Source organism: Acidovorax sp. A1169, from assembly GCF_030704685.1.
Classification (GTDB): domain Bacteria; phylum Pseudomonadota; class Gammaproteobacteria; order Burkholderiales; family Burkholderiaceae_C; genus Acidovorax.
On the sequence record NZ_JAUZDX010000026.1, the window covers coordinates 41,877 to 58,192 of the forward strand.

A 16,316-nucleotide genomic window follows, 5' to 3' on the forward strand; every position below is an offset into this window, starting at 1 on the left:
GCGCTTTTGCGCCCGCCATCGGGAGTCCATGGGCCATGCGGTTCATGCGGCCGGGTGACCCTGCGAATTGAAGGGAATAGCCCCCTTGATAACGCCCCCCCTCCACGCAACCTCAGGTACGCTGCGCCGCTTCAGCGCCCCGACCTTGCTTTTGCGATGAGAAGAGGTCCCCCCACCAAGCATGGCAGTTCATGCCCAGGGTGGGGCCGGCCAGGGGCGGCCAGCGTTTGCCGAGCGTAATTTTTGGAGTGTTTCAATGAGGTCCCTGTTTCTGGTATTTTTGGCGGCGTTCAGCACGTTTGCACAGGCTGCAAACTTTGTGTCGATTCACCAGCTCCCGCACAAAACGCCACTCCCCCCCGCAGCCGGCAGCTTCACCTACACCTTTGACACCAAAGTCGGGTTCAAGGAGCAGTACGCACCGACCGGCGTGACGGGCTGCGCGATCGGTTTCGGCACGGGTGGCTGCGCCTTCCCGGGCGGAGGCTCCCTGCCGCTGACCGAATTCACCGGCGCCCAACTGCAACACCACAAGGAGTTCAAGATCTTCATTCCCGCAGGGACGCGCTCGCTCCTGCTCTCGGGGTATGCACCCCTCGCCACCCAGTCGGCCTTTGTGCTGAGGTACGGCAAGGAACCTGTCCGTCTGGCCCCACTGAGCGATGCCGAATACCAGGCCGCCAGGACTGGCCAGCACGTCGAGGCCTTGTTCTCTCGCCTGGTCAAGGAAGATGCCGAGCAGTTCGTCGTGCACGATGGCAGCGGCAGCCTGCGCTTCATGGGCGGCCAGCTCGATGCCAATGGCGGCAGCACCGACCAGGGCCAGTGGCTCTATGTGCGCCAGTTGAGCGGCGCACCGCTCATGACCTACCAGGGCGCCATCGACGTCGACATGCCCAAGTACGCCGCCGGCTATGCCGCGATCACCTGGAACACCCGCAGCGCTCCCGATCCCATCGACGCCGTCAGCGGTGACGGCCCTGCCGCCCCGCCGCCGGTGGCAGCACCCCCCGCCGCCACCGCAACCAGGAGCCCCACCGCGATCATGTCCGCCTCCGGCCTGCCCGTGATGCTGGGCCACCAAGGCGCCGTTCTTCAGGCGGCCGACTGATCCTTCCTTTGGCCCAGGTTGCTATAGCCCGCCCCGGCAGGCCCGCAGCGCCGCAGCATGCTCTGCCCTGCCCTCGGCGGGTGTCCTGTCCACCACCGGCAGGCCGGGGCGGTCGTGCTCGCCGGTGACCAGCACTGCAGACACCCCGCGGAACACCCAGCGCCGGTCCTGCCAGGCAAAGTCCAGCGTCTCGACGATGCGGGTACCGTACCGGGCCTCCTCGGCCTGCGCCTGCGCATCCACGGGCGGCTCCTTGAGCACCAGGGCGTAGCGCAGCATCACCCGGCCCAGGTAGGGCCGCACGGGGTGCGAGGTCATCACCAGGTCGTGCGCCATGCCCGCCAGCGCGTAGGTGGCGGGCACGTCTTCCCGCTCCATCAGCATCACCCGCCGCAGCGGCCGCAAGGGCTGCGTGTAGATGAACCGGCAGCGCGCCACAATGCGTTCGAACCCCGCGCTCACCACCGGGTCGATCCGGGGCCGGGCCGGCTCGGCCGGCACGCCCCCATCGGCAGCGTGCGCGCCGCTGGTCATCATGGCCAGGGCCAGCAACAGCGCGGCATGCCTGTGCACGGCATCAACCTTCCATGCCCATGCAGCCCAGGCCAATGGCGGAGGTCAAGGGGCCATGGGCACCCCGTTGGCGTTGTTGCATTGGAATAGCTCCCGATGGGGTGGATGTCGGCGCCCATGCACCGGCGGCAGTGCATGGTAGCGGGCGGCGCGTTCCTTGCCCGGTTACTTGCTGCGCTTGACCATCGCCACAATGGTCTCAAACAGCTCGGCCTGCGCCGCCTCTTCGGTGATATCCCCGCCCACCGCCGCATCCGACAGCGCATCGGCCGCGCCCAGCATCGCCCACATGCCGGCGCGCGCCAGGCCTTGGCCACCGGCAAACGGCGCCAGAATGGCCTGGCACTTGGCGATGAAGGCCTCCTGGTACTGGCGCTTGACGGCGGCCATCTCGGGCGAGCCCTGCAGCGCCGCCAGCACCTGGGGTATCTCGCTGCCCTGCGTGAGCACGCACTGCACATAGGCCGCAGCAATGGCACCGGCCTTGTCCTTGAACGTGGGCCGCGCAGCGGCGATGGCGGCATCCACCACCGCCGTCTGGCGCACGTCGAAGTCCTGGTACAGCGCGGCCAGCAGCCCCTCGCGCGTGCCGAAATGGTCGTACACCACGGGCTTGGTCACACCGGCCTCTTCGGCCAGGCGCCCGAGCGTGAGGGCGTCGGCGCCCTCGGCGCGCAGCAGCGTCCACGCCACATCGAGCAACTGGCGCGCGCGCTCGCTCCGCGCCATGCGGCGGCGAGGTGCGGGCTCTGGTGGCGGTGCAGCGGTCAGCTTGCGGGGCATGCGGATGCGATGAAGGAAAGACAGAAAGGAACGGGTCAGGACGAGGATGGAAACAGGCGGCTGCCCAGCTCCCGCGCTGCCGCCAGATGCGCTGCGGCCATGCCCTCCTGCGACGACTGTAGCAGCAGCCTGGACGTGGCCACCGGCGCGCCGCAGTAGCCAAAGATGCCATGGTCTATCTGCGTGTTCATGGCGTCGACGTAGCCGTGCCGCTCATAGGTGCCGGCATCGGCCCCGCCAATGCCCAAGAGGTGCACCTGCAGGTGCCCGAACTTCTTCGCCAGCTTGCCGTCAGCCCCCTCCTCATAGGCATAGCCCTGGGTGAACACCCGATCGATCCACCCCTTGAGCAGGGCCGGAAACGACCACCAGTACACCGGGTACACAAGCACAAGGGCGTCGGCGCGGTCCAGCCGGGCGTGCTCCGCCGCCACGTCGGCGGCAGGCTCTGCCTGCTGTAGGTGCAGGGCCACGTCGTTCGCGGTGAAACGCGGATCGAACCCCTCTGCGGCGAGGTCGGCAGTCTCCGTGGTGTGCGGGCTCACCTGACAACCGGACGCTGCGCCCAGCGCCACCTGGGCAGCCACGGCATGGGTGAGGGAACCCGGGTCGGGGTGCGAAACGACGATGAGCGCGTGCATGGGAAAGACTCCATTGGATTGCTATATACCCATCGTAACTTACTATTGGTATATAGAAGACCCCGTGGAATTTCGCCCCATCACCGCCGGGGCATCTCGCGGCAGAACGGGTAGCCGCCGGCGCACCAATACCCTTGTCGCCTGCCTGCGGTACCCCGCTGTGCACATCGCCTGCCTCATGCTGCTCACCCTGGCCCACCCGGCCCATCCCCGGCGACCGGCAGCCCGTGCGGGCCTGGGTGATGATGGTGCAGTCCATGGCAGCACCGTGGACGGACCATTGGGGGCAGCGGCGGCAGGGCGCGCAGCCATCCATTGAGGCCGCCCCTTTGCCATAAAATCGGCCCGATCCGCCACGTCGGGCGGCACAGACATGCACCGATGACGAGCCCCAAGCACACCATTGTGGACCGCGAATTGTTCACCCAAGCCCTGCGCCACATGGGCGAAGAAGACCTGCTCTACCTCAACCGCATGGTGATCGAACGCCTGAACCTGCTGGCCCAGGCCAAGAGCACCGTGGCGCTGGCCCAGTTCGCCGAAGGCGACCGGGTGCAGTTCACCGCCACCGATGGCAGCATCAAGCAGGGCGTCGTGCAGCGCCTGAACAAGAAGACCGCCAGCGTGCGCACCGACGAAGGCCAGGGCTGGAAGGTTTCGCCGGGCTTGCTGCGCAAGGTGGGTGCAGGGTGAGCTGAGGGCAAGGCTACAGCGCGCAAGCGCCACCGCGTATGCCCCCTCAAAACGGCTTTCAGGCTGCCGGCTCCAGCTCGCCCTGCTCGTCCCAGCTATCCCCCAAGGCATGTGCCTGCTGCAGCACCAGCTCTACCGCCGCATCGGCCAGGTCGGGCGGGTACTTGTACTTGCGCAAAATGCGCTTGACCATCAGGCGCAGGCTTGCGCGCACACTCTCGCGCGCGCTCCAGTCCACGGTGATGTTCTTGCGCAGGTTGTCGGTCAGCTCGTGGGCAATCTTCTTGAGCGTCTCGTCGCTCAGTTCCCGCGCTGCTGATTCGTCGCTGGCCAGGGCGTCGTAAAAGCGCACTTCGTCTTCGGTCAGCCCCAGTTGCTCGCCCCGGCTCGCAGCCGCCTTGAACTTCTTGGCCATGTCGACCAGCTCTTCCATGACCTGGGCGGTCTCGATGCTGCGGTTCTGGTAACGGGCAATAACCCCACTCAGCATGTCCGAGAACTTGCGCTGCTGCACCACGTTGCTGGCAAAGCGCGACTGGATTTCGCCCTCCAGCAGGCGCTCCAGCAGTTCCACGGCCAGGTTGCGCTCGGGCAGGCGCTGCACCTGCGCCAGAAACTCTTCGTCCAGCAGGCCGATGTTGGGCTTGTCGAGCCCCACCGCGTCAAAAATATCCACCACGCGATCACTCACCACTGCTTGGCTGATGATCTGGCGAATGGCCGTCTCGCGTGCCTCGTCGGTCTTCTTCTGGGCGGACACATCCCGCTTGGTCAGGATGACCTTGACGGCCTGCAAGAACGCCACTTCTTCACGCAACGCCTTGGCCTCGTCCAGCGTGCAGCACAGGCTGAACGCTTTGCTCATGGCCAGCGCCTGGTCCGCAAAGCGCCGCTTGCCATCGCGCTGGCTGTCCTTGCCCTCGGCCTTGATGCCCAGCACATGGTTGGCAGCCCCCGCCAGCGTCTTGTGCCCGCCGGTCAGAAAGCCGGAGTAGTCATACCCGTGCAGCAGGGCCCGCAGCACATCCACCTTCTCCATCAGCACCGACAAGGCTTCGTGCGCGTCCACCGTGGGCCGGCCCCGGCCCTGGCTGGCTGTGTACTCCTTCATCGCCGCCTTGAGCTCGTTGCCAATGCCGATGTAGTCCACCACCAGGCCGCCCTGCTTGTCCTTGAACACGCGGTTCACGCGCGCAATGGCCTGCATCAGGTTGTGGCCCTTCATGGGCTTGTCCACATACATGGTGTGAACGCACGGCGCATCAAAACCCGTGAGCCACATGTCGCGCACGATCACCAGCTTCAACGGGTCGGCCGGGTCCTTGTAGCGCTTTTCCAGGCGCTTCTTGGTCTGGTGGTTGTAGATATGGGGGCGCAGCAGCTCCTTGTCGCTGGCGCTGCCGGTCATGATGATCTTCACCGCCCCCCGGTCAGGGTCGGCGTGGTGCCACTCGGGGCGCAGCCGGGTGATCTCGTCGTACAGGTGCACGCAGATGTCGCGGCTCATGGCCACCACCATGGCCTTGCCGTCCTGGGCCTGGTTGCGCTGCTCGAAGTGCGCCACCAGGTCGGCCGCCACGCTGGCGATGCGCGGCGTGGCGCCCACCACCTTCTCAAGGGCCGCCCAACGGCTTTTGAGCCTGGCCTGCGTGTCTTCCTCCTCGTCCTCGGCCAGCTCATCCACTTCGTCATCGATCAGCGCCAGCTCGTCTTCTCGCTTGAGCCGCAGCTTGGCCAGCCGGCTTTCGTAGTAGATGGCGACCGTGGCCCCATCCTCCTTGGCCTGCTGCATGTCGTACACGTGGATGTAGTCGCCAAACACCGCGCGCGTGTCCTTGTCGGCACTGCTCACTGGCGTGCCGGTAAAGGCCACGAAGGTGGCCTGCGGCAGCGCATCGCGCAGGTGCTGCGCATAGCCCACCTGGTAGCTCACCTTGTATTCGGGCGGCGCAAACTGCACCGTGGCGGCGGTGCTTGCGCCATCGCCCGTGGTCAGTGCCCCCTGGCTCCCGGATGCCGAAGCCGAAGCCGAAGCCGAAGCCGCCAGCTTGCGCGTCTTGAGCTTGGCCTCAAAGCCATACTGCGTGCGGTGCGCCTCGTCGGCAATCACCACAATGTTGCGCCGGTCCGAGAGCACGGGGAACATGTCCTCGTCCTCCCCCGGCATGAACTTCTGGATGGTGGCAAACACAATGCCGCCCGACGGCCGGTTGGCCAGCAGCCGCCGCAGCTCGGGCCGCGTGGTGGCCTGCACCGGCTGCTCGCGCAGCAGATCCTGCGCCAGGCTGAACACGCCGAACAATTGCCCATCGAGGTCGTTGCGGTCGGTGATGACCACGATGGTCGGGTTCTCCATCGCAGGCTCGCGCATCACCCGCGCGGCAAAGCAGGTCATGGTGATGCTCTTGCCGCTGCCCTGCGTGTGCCACACCACGCCGCCCTTGCCCTGCACGCCGGCCGGGCTGTCGGCGCGCGACGCTGCCACCACATGCCCGATGGCCGAGCGCACCGCGTGGAACTGGTGGTAGCCCGCAACCTTCTTGACCAGGGTGCCGTCGTCCTCGAACAGCACGAAGTAGCGCAGGTACTCCAGCAGCACCTGCGGCGCCAACGCCCCGCGCACCAGCGTCTCCAGCTCGTTGAACTGGCCCAGCGGGTCCAGGTGTACCCCATCAATGGTGCGCCACTGCAAAAACCGCTCGGGGCTGGCCGATACCGATCCCATGCGCGCCTGCGAGCCATCCGAGATGACCAGCAACTCGTTGTACAAAAACACGTCAGGGATCTGGTGCTTGTACGTCTGGATCTGGTCATAGGCCTTCCAGATATCGGCCTTCAGGTCCGCCGGGTTCTTCAGCTCCAGCAGCACCAGTGGCAGGCCATTGATGAAGAGAATGACGTCGGGCCGGCGCGTGTGGTGCGGCCCCTTGATGGTGAACTGGTTCACCGCCCAGAACTCATTGCGCGCGGTCTCCGCCCAGTCGATCAGGCGCACGAAGTCGCCCACCGTCTCGCCACCCTTCTGGTACTGCACGGGCACCCCGCCCACCAGCAGCTTGTGCAACGCGCGATTGGCCGACAGCGGCGCCGGTATGCCCAGATCCATCACCCGCTGCAAGGCGTCTTCGCGCGCGCTGGTGGGAATGCCGGGGTTCAGCCGCCCAATGGCCTCGCGCAGGCGAAAGCTCAGCACCACCTGGCGGTGGTCCGCGCGCTGCGGGCTGGCGCCATCGGGCGCGATGTCAGGGCCGTAGTGCACCGCATACCCCACCTCGGCCAGCCAGGAGAGGGCTTCTTTTTCGAGCTGGTCTTCGGTCATCCTGCGCAGTCCCTCATGTTCATGCCATCGACATGAATTCTGGATATGTTTATTTTTTGGCCCGGAATCGACACATCCTCACTACATGTCGATTCTTTCGTCATTTCGCTTTCCCTGCACAGTTCGCGCTCCAGCGCGCAGTAACCATATCCCCCTTGGTCGAGCAGTGCGCAAACCTTGGAAGTGCATAGAAAATCGCGTTTTCTATGCATGTTAAACGCCATATACATAGAAACAGGCGTTTTTTATGCAAGAGCGCCGTCAGGAGGTCCTCCGAGAACAATGCATGGAACACAGCCATTGCGGCGGCCTGTGTTGTTCCCGGAGCGCCCCTCTCCAACTACCGGAGCTGGAAGCGCTACTACCGGAGCTCGCAACCATCGACCGAGCAGCCCAGGGATGGGCCTGCACCGGCAAGTGCAGACAGCAATGCCATCGCCTATAGACCTGACTGCAGTCAACACTTGCTGGCAGCGGGTCTGTCCGCACAGCGTGCTCCCGGCACTGCCTAAATTGCACTTCTGGACAGTTAGGCTAAACTAACAACCTAAGTGGATTGGGGGTTCCCGGTCGGCGCTACAGCCTCGGTGGGTTCATCGGGGCTTTTCGCTTTCTGGGGTGGATAGACCACCAGGCCAACGTTCTCATAGCCTGCTCCTACCTGCGAACGTCCCCCGTCGCAAAAAAACTTGTTCTTCAGCATCTCAAACGCCTTATTGGTCTGCTCCGGCCGGATGTAGCTCAGCCCCACTGGCCGTGCCACCAAATCGGCCAACTGCAGCCCTGCCAAGTTGGTTTTCTTGTCCGCGAACACGACGTCAAATGGCAGTACGCGGTTCCCAGGGTTGTCGCCATCGCAGATGCGACGAAATTCCAGCTCCAATTCGGCGTCCTCTTTCTTCCCCCGGCACTCCACCACAACATGGGTCTTGAGTTGATCCTGGCTTTTTTCCGCCAGGAACCCACGCAGCGCCTCCAAACAAATGCCAAGCGCAATGTGGTACGGGTTGGAAGCTGATCCCGCACTCCGGGTCAAGCGGGTCTTGTCCACCACGCAAGTGATGAGAATGAAGTTGCTGGCATCCATGATCGAGGACAGTCCTGCCATGAACTGCTCCCGTGTCGGGCGATGACTCAGAAAAGCAAAGTCGCCTTTCTGCTTGCGAATCTCATTCTCGTGGAGCACCACGCTGTCATGTCCAAAATAATTGAACTTGAATTTTTCGACTGCAGGAATTATTTTTTCTGCGTAGTGGCGTTTGTGAAAAACACACAGCGCCAATACAAAAACGGGGTAGTCCTTGTCGATGCTCGCAAGAGAGTGGTCACCACTTTCATCCACATACACAACAAAATCGCTGAAGCGACGCGCTGCCATGGGATCTCGGGAGAGTGGCTCCACCGGGATGGCTTCAACGGATTCAAATAGCGCGTATTGGGTACCTGGTGTGATCATTCGCCTTATCCTCAAACAATTCAGCGTGCTCATTGCCATTCAAGCAGCCAGTATCTGGCCCGCCATCGGCAACCCCAGCCGCTCCACCCCCACCAGCCGCTCCCGATCCAGATCAAACGGCAACACCTCCAGGCTCAGCCCGTCGCCAAAAGCAAAAGGCGCAAGTGGTTGCGCAAAGCGCTCCGTCAAGGGATAGACCAGCGCCATGCGCCCGGTGCCGCCCAGGTACTTCATGCCATAGGCATACAGCTGGTAAAAGTCCGACTGGCTGAGCCCGTACTTGCCGTCGCGGTTGCCCGCATCCAGCAGCTTCCACTTGGCGTCCAGCACCCAACGTTGATGGTCGCTGTGAGCGATGAGGATGTCTGGCTGCAACTGAAAAATGGGCGCCCCGAGGTGCTCACACAGCGAGAGGCTGCGCGCAGGGGTTCGCATCTCAACGCCGGGCGCCAGCATGCCCCGGAGCCAGCGCGCCACAAAGCGCTCGAACAGCTTTTCCATCGGGAACAGCAGGCTCATACCCTGGTAGTCGCCCGCAATCGCCAGCGGCATGTGCTGGTTCAAGATCAGCTCGCACCAGGGCTTGACCGCGCGGTAGTGCGCCAGCAGGCGGTCCGTGCCCCATGCGCGAAAATCCTGTGCCACCTGGCGGCTGGCCGGTATCTCGGTCAGGCGAAAACTCAACTCCTGCGCCAGGCGCCAGTTCTCGGGCGATTGCGTGGATTGGCGCACGCGCTCCAGCGCCAGCTTCAACAGCCGGTTCTCGGGCCGGTCGGGCAGGTACACATCGTGGCGCACATGAAAGCGGTGGCCCCGGCCCGGCGGTTGCCGCAGCTGGGCCGTCAGGTTCAACTGCCCGCGCAGAAAGGGCCGCTCATCCTCCACCCGCTGGTACTCAAAGCGCAGGCCCCGGCCTACCAGCGTGTCGAGCGCCTGCAAAAACTGCTGCATCACCCACTCGGACAAAGGCGCGTCAAACAACTGCAGCGCAGCAGCGCCTGCATCCCGCGTGGGCACCAGGTCCATCAGCGCCAGCAGCAGCTTGCGCAGCAGCACACGGGCATCTGCCAGGCTGCCGCCCTCGGCATGGTGCTTGGGCACTATCTCGATCACCGTGCCGCACGGCGTCTGCACCACGCCCACAAAGTTGTCGAGCCTGAGCCGCTGGCGCCCTTCGATCTGCACCAGCCTGGCGCCGCTGGCCGAGAAGCCTTCGCTCAGCCGACACAGGTGGTCAAAAGCAGTCGGATCGATCTTCGCGCAATCCAGCGACACGGGCACATCGTGGGTGCACAGCCAGGCATGCTCGCGAACGCAGATGGGGCCTTGGGCTTTCGTCATTCTCCGCTCACGGCGTCTACCTTGCCGATGATTCCCAGGAAACTGCCGATTTGGCCGAAAGCCTTGTCGTTGATCGTCCAGATCCTGGGACGCTGCTGCACATCCACCCCCTCGCCGAACAGATCATTGACCGGTACCTCACGGGCCTGCACGAAACGCAGGTCCTCCGGCTTGCGGTGGTCATTGAGCACCCACTGAATACGCTGCCAGTCGTCAAAGAAATACTCCTGCAGCAACGGCAGCACCTGGTTGCGGAAGATGTCACCGAGCCTGGCGAAGCGGCGCTCGCCGTTCAACAGCGGCATGAAATACGCATGCCCGATACAGTGGTCACGGTCCAGCAACGCCTCGATGCGTTGATTCATTCGCTCCAGCATCTGATCCAGCTCAATACCCTCGACGGCAGCACCTTTGAGCCGGCCAGGTTGCGGCAGCATGGCCTTGAACACGAACCGCCGTCGCAGGGCCACATCCAGGCCCGCCAGCGACCGATCTGCAGTGTTCATGGTGCCGATCAAATAGACGTTCTTCGGCACGCTGAAAGGCTTCTTCGAATAGGGGAGCACCACCTCCAGCGCCTCTTCGGCACCGGCTCGCTTGGACGGCTCGATCAGCGTGATCAGCTCGCCAAAAATGCGCGACACATTGCCCCGGTTGATCTCGTCGATGATCAGCACATGGGGCTGTGCTTCCGATGAAGGCGCTGGCTTGGCAGATGCGAGGGGGATGTTTTCATCCTTGAATGCCTTGAGCAGATCCGGCCACTCGATCCGGCCCAACTGGTAGACCGTCTTCAACGTCAACTGCTTGCCCTGGTTCAGTGCCAGCATGCCGAAGCTCAGCCCCTTGGCCAACCAGTTCACCGGCAGCTTGTGCACATAGTCGGCACGCACGCCCTCGGGCACTTCGGGCGTGTACTCGTATTCGCCCGACACCACGCCCACCGCACCAATCGTGGTCCTCGATGCCAGGCACACCACCACATCGCCGGGCACGATGTTCAAACCGAAGTCCCTCAGCGAATGGCGCTCGTTGCTGCCCAGCTTCGACTCCAGAGCCGTCCAATCCGCCGTCTTGAGGTTGCCCGAATCAGGCCAGCCAATGCGCGCTTGGCCATGCTCCAGGCAGTACCTGCGCGTATCGCCCGCGCTGCTCGCCTCCTCGATGGACAGCTTCCACACCCTGGCCCCTTCGCGCACGCCCAGGCGCTCGTCGAGTTGCTTGTCCCGCTTGGCGTCCTGGCACAGTTCCACAAACACGCCGGGCCTGACCTCGTAACTCACCGCCGTGGCGGCCTCACCCTCTTCCGGCGACACCGAGGCACGGATGCCTTCAACAAAATCCTCGTAGCTGAAGCTCTGGTGAAAGGTCACGAAGCGCACCCGCTGCTCTTTGGTCAGGGCATCGAAGCGCGATTTCAGAGCCTTGCGGTCAGCACTGTTCTGCTCAAGAAACGACGGGTCCAGAATGGCGAGTGCGGTATCCACTGTGGCATGTGTCTTGCCGGTACCAGGGGGACCAAAAAGGATCTGGTTCAAAGGGGCGGTCATGGGCTGGGTCTGTGTATTCGTGGTTTCGGGCTTGGCGGGCACAGTCGCTGGCATGCCATGCGTCTCAACCTTTCGGCCCCAACTGAGCCGGTACATGCCGTCGCCTTCTTTCTGGATCACTGCGCGGTCGCCTTCTTTCAGACCGGACTTGGTGAACAACCCATTGAAGCGCGCCCTGATGCGGCCACGGTCAGCTTGTAGCCAGGTTTCAATCTGCGTTCCATCAGGCAATGCAAGCATGAACGTAGCCTCGGGCCGTGCCTTCTCATCGGCAGCAATGCATCCCTTGGGAAACAAGGCTTGCAGCTTGGGCACCTTGATGTAGCCATTGCGAACAGCACCACCCGTAAGGAGCACCGAGAGCATCGTGTCAGACCCGTCGTAGTCATCGGGCCAGTAGGCCTCACGGCCCTCCAACTCAGGCACTCGCTCGTCAGCCGCCGCCGCCTCGGCCAAACGGATGGCGCCATTCGCGTCCAGCCGTTGCCACCCGTGCTCTACAGCGCCGACCTCTGCCGAACCATGGAGTCGCGCGCGTACCCCCTGCGGTGTGCATTCCACCGCCAGGGCTGCTACCGTGAGCTGGACCTTGGCGTCATCGGTACGGCCAGCGTGGATCACGCCTGAGTGCCCCACCCACCAATCGAATTTGGCTTCATGCAGCAACTGCGCCAATTGGCAGAACACGTCGGTCTGCCCTGCCGCCTGCAGGCAGGTGATCAATTCAGGCAACGCCTCGAAGTGCTCCAGCAACTCGCGCATCGGGGCCAGGCCCAGCGCCTGGGCGTAAAGAGCCTTCACAAAGCCATGCACGGTAACCCCAGGGCATTCCTGCCGCGCCCTGTCGCAATAGTCGCGCAGCAGCAGCATGCGCGCTACCGGGGCATCCGCTGGTGGAACTTTCTCGCCCGGGCAACCCAGCGCGCGCAGGAAGTGCGCCACATGGTCCGACGAACTGATAGGCAGCACCGCATCGGGGTGGTAGGCCGACAGCACGCGCAGCTTGCGTCCCTCGCCCATCGTCACGCGGGGCACTACGCCGGCACGGGCATAGATCTGCACATCGTCATCCACCCAGCGCAAATCCTGAGATGGGTCGGCCCAGGCAATGGCCGCTTGCACCCGCAGCGTGTAAGCCAGAGCCTCCTGGTCGGACAGGTCCTTGAGGCTGCCATTCTTGTAGACCGATTGGTCCTTGGCAAAGTACAGCAGGTGCCCGCGCGAGGTGCCCGGCGAATACCTGCCCAGGATCGGCTCCAGCCCACGCTCCAACCACCAGCAGAACGAATCGCCGTCACCCTTGCCCACGCAGTAGGTGTCTAGCGTCAGGCTGGTCAGCGTCCTCGCCGGAAAGCGTTGAATGAAGGTCTGGTACTTGGGGTCCTGCGTGGGCGACTGGCAAGCGTCCGGCCCCATGCGTTTCAGTTCTGCCACCAGACGGTCAAAGGCGGCATTGGTTTCGATAGTCATGCGGCCGCAATGCTTTCCATCATGATTTGGGCTTCAGAGAGGCAGAGTTGCCCAGAAATTAGGCGGGGAAGGAGGGTGTCCCGTAGCGTGGAGAGCGTTTGCATCTGCAATTCAGCATTTTTCAGTGTTGCAAAGAGCACGCGTACTTGGCTCTGAAATACACCGAACACGTCAGCGCCAGGTACAAGTATCGGGATCTCGCGCACGGTCTTGGAATTGACAGCGTCTGCAATGGAAGAAGTGCTGCTCAGCTTAGAAAAGTCGAACTGCTTTAGGTACAAGTAGATGTATTCCGATGAAAGAAGCGCACCAGGCTCCAACTTGAAATGAGCTATAGCTTCGTTGGTAGTCATTTCACCGTCAGTGATAGCTACGCGACCAATGGTCATCTTAAAACTCATCAATACCGTGTCGCCTGGCACGCGCCGGACGTTGAATTTCGACACAGCTTCGTCAGTCAGAAATTCACTGGTCCGAGATGCGTAAATACTGCCCGCCCCCATGTCGCGGATAGAAACCCAACGAATATCCGCAGCATCTTCACTAAACCAATGTTTTTCTTTGCGCGGTGGCGTTTTCCCAATGCCCACTGTCGATATATCTGCGAGAGAAAGGACGCGCCACCCCCCAGGCACCTCCCCCAACTCCGACGCCTCCAACCCATCCGGGAACAGTGCCGCTGTGGCCTCGTCCATGCCTTCGGGGGCGCGGCCTTCCATCTTGGCGCGCACGGGGTCGAAATCGACGAACCAGGATTTGAACAGCGCTTGGGCGATGGCTTCGAGCGTGGCGTTGGTTTCGCGCAGAAGGGTAATGCGGTCGTCCAGCTGTCTCAAGACGTCCACCATCGCGATTTGCGTCTCAACCGGGGGAAGAGGCACCTGGAGCGCATCTATGGCTCTCCCGGTCAGATGTTTAATTGTTGTGCCGGTGAAATGCGGCTCAAGCGTTCCTGCCTTAGCTGCATGGAAAAACCAGTAGAAGAGGTAGTAGTTGTTAAAAGCCGGTTTCGGTCGAATCCGGTGAAGGGCCTTCTGAATCTTCATGCCCTCAGACCCGGTCCAAATTGCACATCGTCCTGGCTCGCCGCCCTCGCAAACTACAAGATCTCCAGGCTCAAGACCATATCGCTCTTCCTCATGTGGCTCAAACCTCATTTCAGCCAAATCAGCAAGGTCGAAACGCCCCCATCGAACGTTACTGTTTCCCAAGTACGGGTGGGGCCTGCCTTTATTCTTTTTGGCATCCAGCATCTTGCCAAGGCAAGCGTCAACTTGGTCGCCAAGCCGGACCATTGGCCACTCAGAACTCATACCCCAGCCCCCCCAACTTCACCCGAATCAACGCATCCAGTTCCGCCCCCTTGGCCATCTGCTCCCCGAGCTTCTCCGTCAGCTTCTGCATCTTGTCGGCAAAGGCCTCGTCGTCGTTCTCCACCTCTTCCGCACCCACATAGCGCCCAGGCGTGAGCACGTGCCCGTGCTGCGCAATCTCGGCCAGGGGCACGCTGCGGCAGAAGCCGGGCTGGTCCTGGTACTCGGTGATGGTGGCGCCCTCTTCCACCTGGCCGCGCCATGCGGCGGCGGTTTCGGCGATGCGCGCAATGGTGGCGTCGTCAAACTCGGCCTGCACGCGCGAGATCATGCGGCCCAGCTTGCGCGCGTCGATGAACAGCACCTGGCCCTTGCGGTGCTGCGGCTTCTGCTTGGCCAAAAACCACAGGCAGGCGGGAATCTGGGTGTTGAAGAACAGCTGGCCTGGCAGCGCGATCATGACCTCCACCACGTCGGCATCGACCATGGCGGCGCGGATCACGCCCTCGTTGTTCTGGCTGCTGCTCATGCTGCCGTTGGCCAGCACGATGCCGGCGCGGCCGCTCGGCTTCAAGTGGTGCAGCATGTGCTGCAGCCAGGCGTAGTTGGCATTGCCCTGGGGTGGGTCGCCATAGTGCCAGCGCGGGTCGCCCTCCAGGCTGCCGTGCCACCAGTCGCTGATGTTGAAGGGCGGGTTGGCCAGAATGAAGTCGGCCCGCAGGTCCTTGTGCTGATTGTGCGTGAAGGTGTCCGCAGGCTCCTTGCCCAGGTTGAAGTCGATGCCGCGAATGGCCAGGTTCATGGCCGCCAGGCGCCAGGTGGTGGGGTTGCTCTCTTGCCCGTAAATGGACACGTCACCCAGCTTGCCGCCGTGGGCCTCGATGAACTTTTCGCTCTGCACAAACATGCCGCCGCTGCCACAGCACGGGTCGTACACCTTGCCGTGGTGCGGGTTGAGCACGGCGACCAGGGTCTTGACGATGCTGGCGGGCGTGTAGAACTGGCCGCCGCGCTTGCCCTCGGCATTGGCGAACATGCCCAAAAAGTACTCGTACACCTGGCCCAGGGTGTCGCGGGCGGCATCGGGCGTGTCGCCAAAGCCGATGGTGGCCACCATGTCCACCAACTCGCCCAGCTTGCCATCGGGCAACTGCGCGCGGGCGTAGCGCTTGTCCAGGATGCCCTTGAGCCTGGGGTTCTCTGCTTCGGTCAGCGTGAGTGCGTCGTCGATGCGCTTGCCGATATCGGGCTGCTTGGCGGCGGCGCGCAGCTCTTCCCACCGGGCGCCCTCCTGTACCCAAAAGACGTTGGCCTCCTTGTAGTAGTCGCGGTCTTCCAGTTCGGCCTCAATGTCGGCCGGGTCGGCTTCGCCGTAGTAATACTCGTCATCGGGGTCGGCCAAGCGCGCCCTCACCTCTGAGCGATGGGCGGCAAAGGTATCGCTGATGTACTTGAGGAAGATGAGGCCCAGCACCAGGTGCTTGTATTCGGCCGCATCCATGTTGGTGCGCAGTTTGTCGGCGGTGGCCCAGAGAGTCTTCTTGATGTCGTCGAGCATGGAGGGGGCGGTTGGGCACGGTGATGGTCAGGCCAATCAATGGCCATTCGGACAGCAGTTTTCTCGCTGCCCAGATCGGGAGATCATAGATCCGTCACTGCCAGCGCAAGGCCCTATTCAGGAACAATATCCTCGTCCAGCCCTAGCCACATGAGCGCATCGTGCCGATGGCCATCCGGGCTTTGCCAGCCCTCTTCACCATAGTCAAAGGTTTCGCCGCGAGCCCCTTTGGCAAGTATCTTTTCGTCGGCATTGATCACCAACTCCACCTTGGATTGAAGCAGGAAAAAACCCAGCGGGGTCAGGCAGGTTGTCGCAAGCATGGCCAGGGTTTCAGGACTAACTTCGAGTGTCTCCGGCCAGTAGCCGAACTTGGTTTTGAACCCATTCAATGCCTCAATGAAGCGAACGGTGATGCCACCTTGTGATTTGATTGTCTTGTTCATTGAAGGCGATCTATCGGATGTCTGGTGGAACTAATTTGAGGGGAATGGTCACGAGCCTTGTA

Annotated in this window: 13 protein-coding genes; 3 read left to right on the forward strand and 10 right to left on the reverse strand. The window is 62.7% G+C overall.

Annotated elements, in window-relative coordinates:
* The first annotated feature begins 256 nt into the window (after nucleotides 1-256).
* Complete coding sequence (locus QYL93_RS28215) at nucleotides 257-1,111, forward strand: hypothetical protein (RefSeq protein WP_305746782.1); 855 nt, start codon at nucleotides 257-259, stop codon at nucleotides 1,109-1,111.
* A gap of 21 nt (nucleotides 1,112-1,132) precedes the next feature.
* On the opposite strand, the gene QYL93_RS28220 is transcribed toward QYL93_RS28215, so the two are convergent.
* The 3 genes from QYL93_RS28220 to QYL93_RS28230 all read right to left on the reverse strand — a co-directional run bounded on the left by QYL93_RS28220 (nucleotide 1,133) and on the right by QYL93_RS28230 (nucleotide 3,108).
* Nucleotides 1,133-1,684, reverse strand: a complete 552-nt coding sequence (locus tag QYL93_RS28220; RefSeq protein ID WP_305746783.1) for a hypothetical protein — start codon at nucleotides 1,682-1,684, stop codon at nucleotides 1,133-1,135.
* A 165-nt stretch (nucleotides 1,685-1,849) separates the two neighbouring features.
* Nucleotides 1,850-2,467 carry a TetR/AcrR family transcriptional regulator gene (locus tag QYL93_RS28225; protein WP_305746784.1) on the reverse strand — a complete coding sequence of 206 codons (618 nt, stop codon included), beginning with the start codon at nucleotides 2,465-2,467 and terminating at the stop codon, nucleotides 1,850-1,852.
* 35 nt (nucleotides 2,468-2,502) lie between these two features.
* Complete coding sequence (locus QYL93_RS28230) at nucleotides 2,503-3,108, reverse strand: NAD(P)H-dependent oxidoreductase (RefSeq protein WP_305746785.1); 606 nt, start codon at nucleotides 3,106-3,108, stop codon at nucleotides 2,503-2,505.
* A 64-nt stretch (nucleotides 3,109-3,172) separates the two neighbouring features.
* Between QYL93_RS28230 and QYL93_RS28235 the strand changes: the two genes are divergently transcribed.
* Both QYL93_RS28235 and QYL93_RS28240 read left to right on the forward strand, forming a co-directional pair.
* Nucleotides 3,173-3,427: a hypothetical protein gene (locus tag QYL93_RS28235; protein WP_305746786.1), complete on the forward strand. Its 255-nt coding sequence runs from the start codon at nucleotides 3,173-3,175 to the stop codon at nucleotides 3,425-3,427.
* Nucleotides 3,428-3,489: 62 nt separating this feature from the next.
* On the forward strand, nucleotides 3,490-3,801 hold the full coding sequence (locus QYL93_RS28240) for a hypothetical protein (protein ID WP_305746787.1): 312 nt from the start codon (nucleotides 3,490-3,492) through the stop codon (nucleotides 3,799-3,801).
* A gap of 58 nt (nucleotides 3,802-3,859) precedes the next feature.
* Here the strand turns inward: QYL93_RS28240 and QYL93_RS28245 are convergent, their stop codons facing one another.
* The 7 genes from QYL93_RS28245 to QYL93_RS28275 all read right to left on the reverse strand — a co-directional run bounded on the left by QYL93_RS28245 (nucleotide 3,860) and on the right by QYL93_RS28275 (nucleotide 16,254).
* Complete coding sequence (locus QYL93_RS28245) at nucleotides 3,860-7,120, reverse strand: type I restriction endonuclease subunit R (protein WP_305746788.1); 3,261 nt, start codon at nucleotides 7,118-7,120, stop codon at nucleotides 3,860-3,862.
* 547 nt (nucleotides 7,121-7,667) lie between these two features.
* Entirely contained in the window at nucleotides 7,668-8,576 is a 909-nt protein-coding gene (locus tag QYL93_RS28250) for a DUF3800 domain-containing protein (protein WP_305746789.1), read from the reverse strand.
* 39 nt (nucleotides 8,577-8,615) lie between these two features.
* A complete protein-coding gene (locus QYL93_RS28255; RefSeq protein WP_305746790.1) occupies nucleotides 8,616-9,917 on the reverse strand; it encodes an McrC family protein in 1,302 nt (433 codons plus the stop codon).
* Entirely contained in the window at nucleotides 9,914-12,937 is a 3,024-nt protein-coding gene (locus QYL93_RS28260; RefSeq protein WP_305746791.1) for an AAA family ATPase, read from the reverse strand. Before QYL93_RS28260 ends, QYL93_RS28255 begins: the two co-directional genes overlap by 4 nt.
* Nucleotides 12,934-14,250, reverse strand: coding sequence for a restriction endonuclease subunit S (locus QYL93_RS28265; RefSeq protein ID WP_370877057.1), 1,317 nt, complete (start codon nucleotides 14,248-14,250; stop codon nucleotides 12,934-12,936). The genes QYL93_RS28260 and QYL93_RS28265 overlap by 4 nt, the downstream gene beginning before the upstream one ends.
* Entirely contained in the window at nucleotides 14,240-15,808 is a 1,569-nt protein-coding gene (locus QYL93_RS28270) for a class I SAM-dependent DNA methyltransferase (RefSeq protein ID WP_305746792.1), read from the reverse strand. Before QYL93_RS28270 ends, QYL93_RS28265 begins: the two co-directional genes overlap by 11 nt.
* 113 nt (nucleotides 15,809-15,921) lie before the next feature.
* A complete protein-coding gene (locus tag QYL93_RS28275; RefSeq protein ID WP_305746793.1) occupies nucleotides 15,922-16,254 on the reverse strand; it encodes a hypothetical protein in 333 nt (110 codons plus the stop codon).
* Nucleotides 16,255-16,316: the final 62 nt, after the last annotated feature.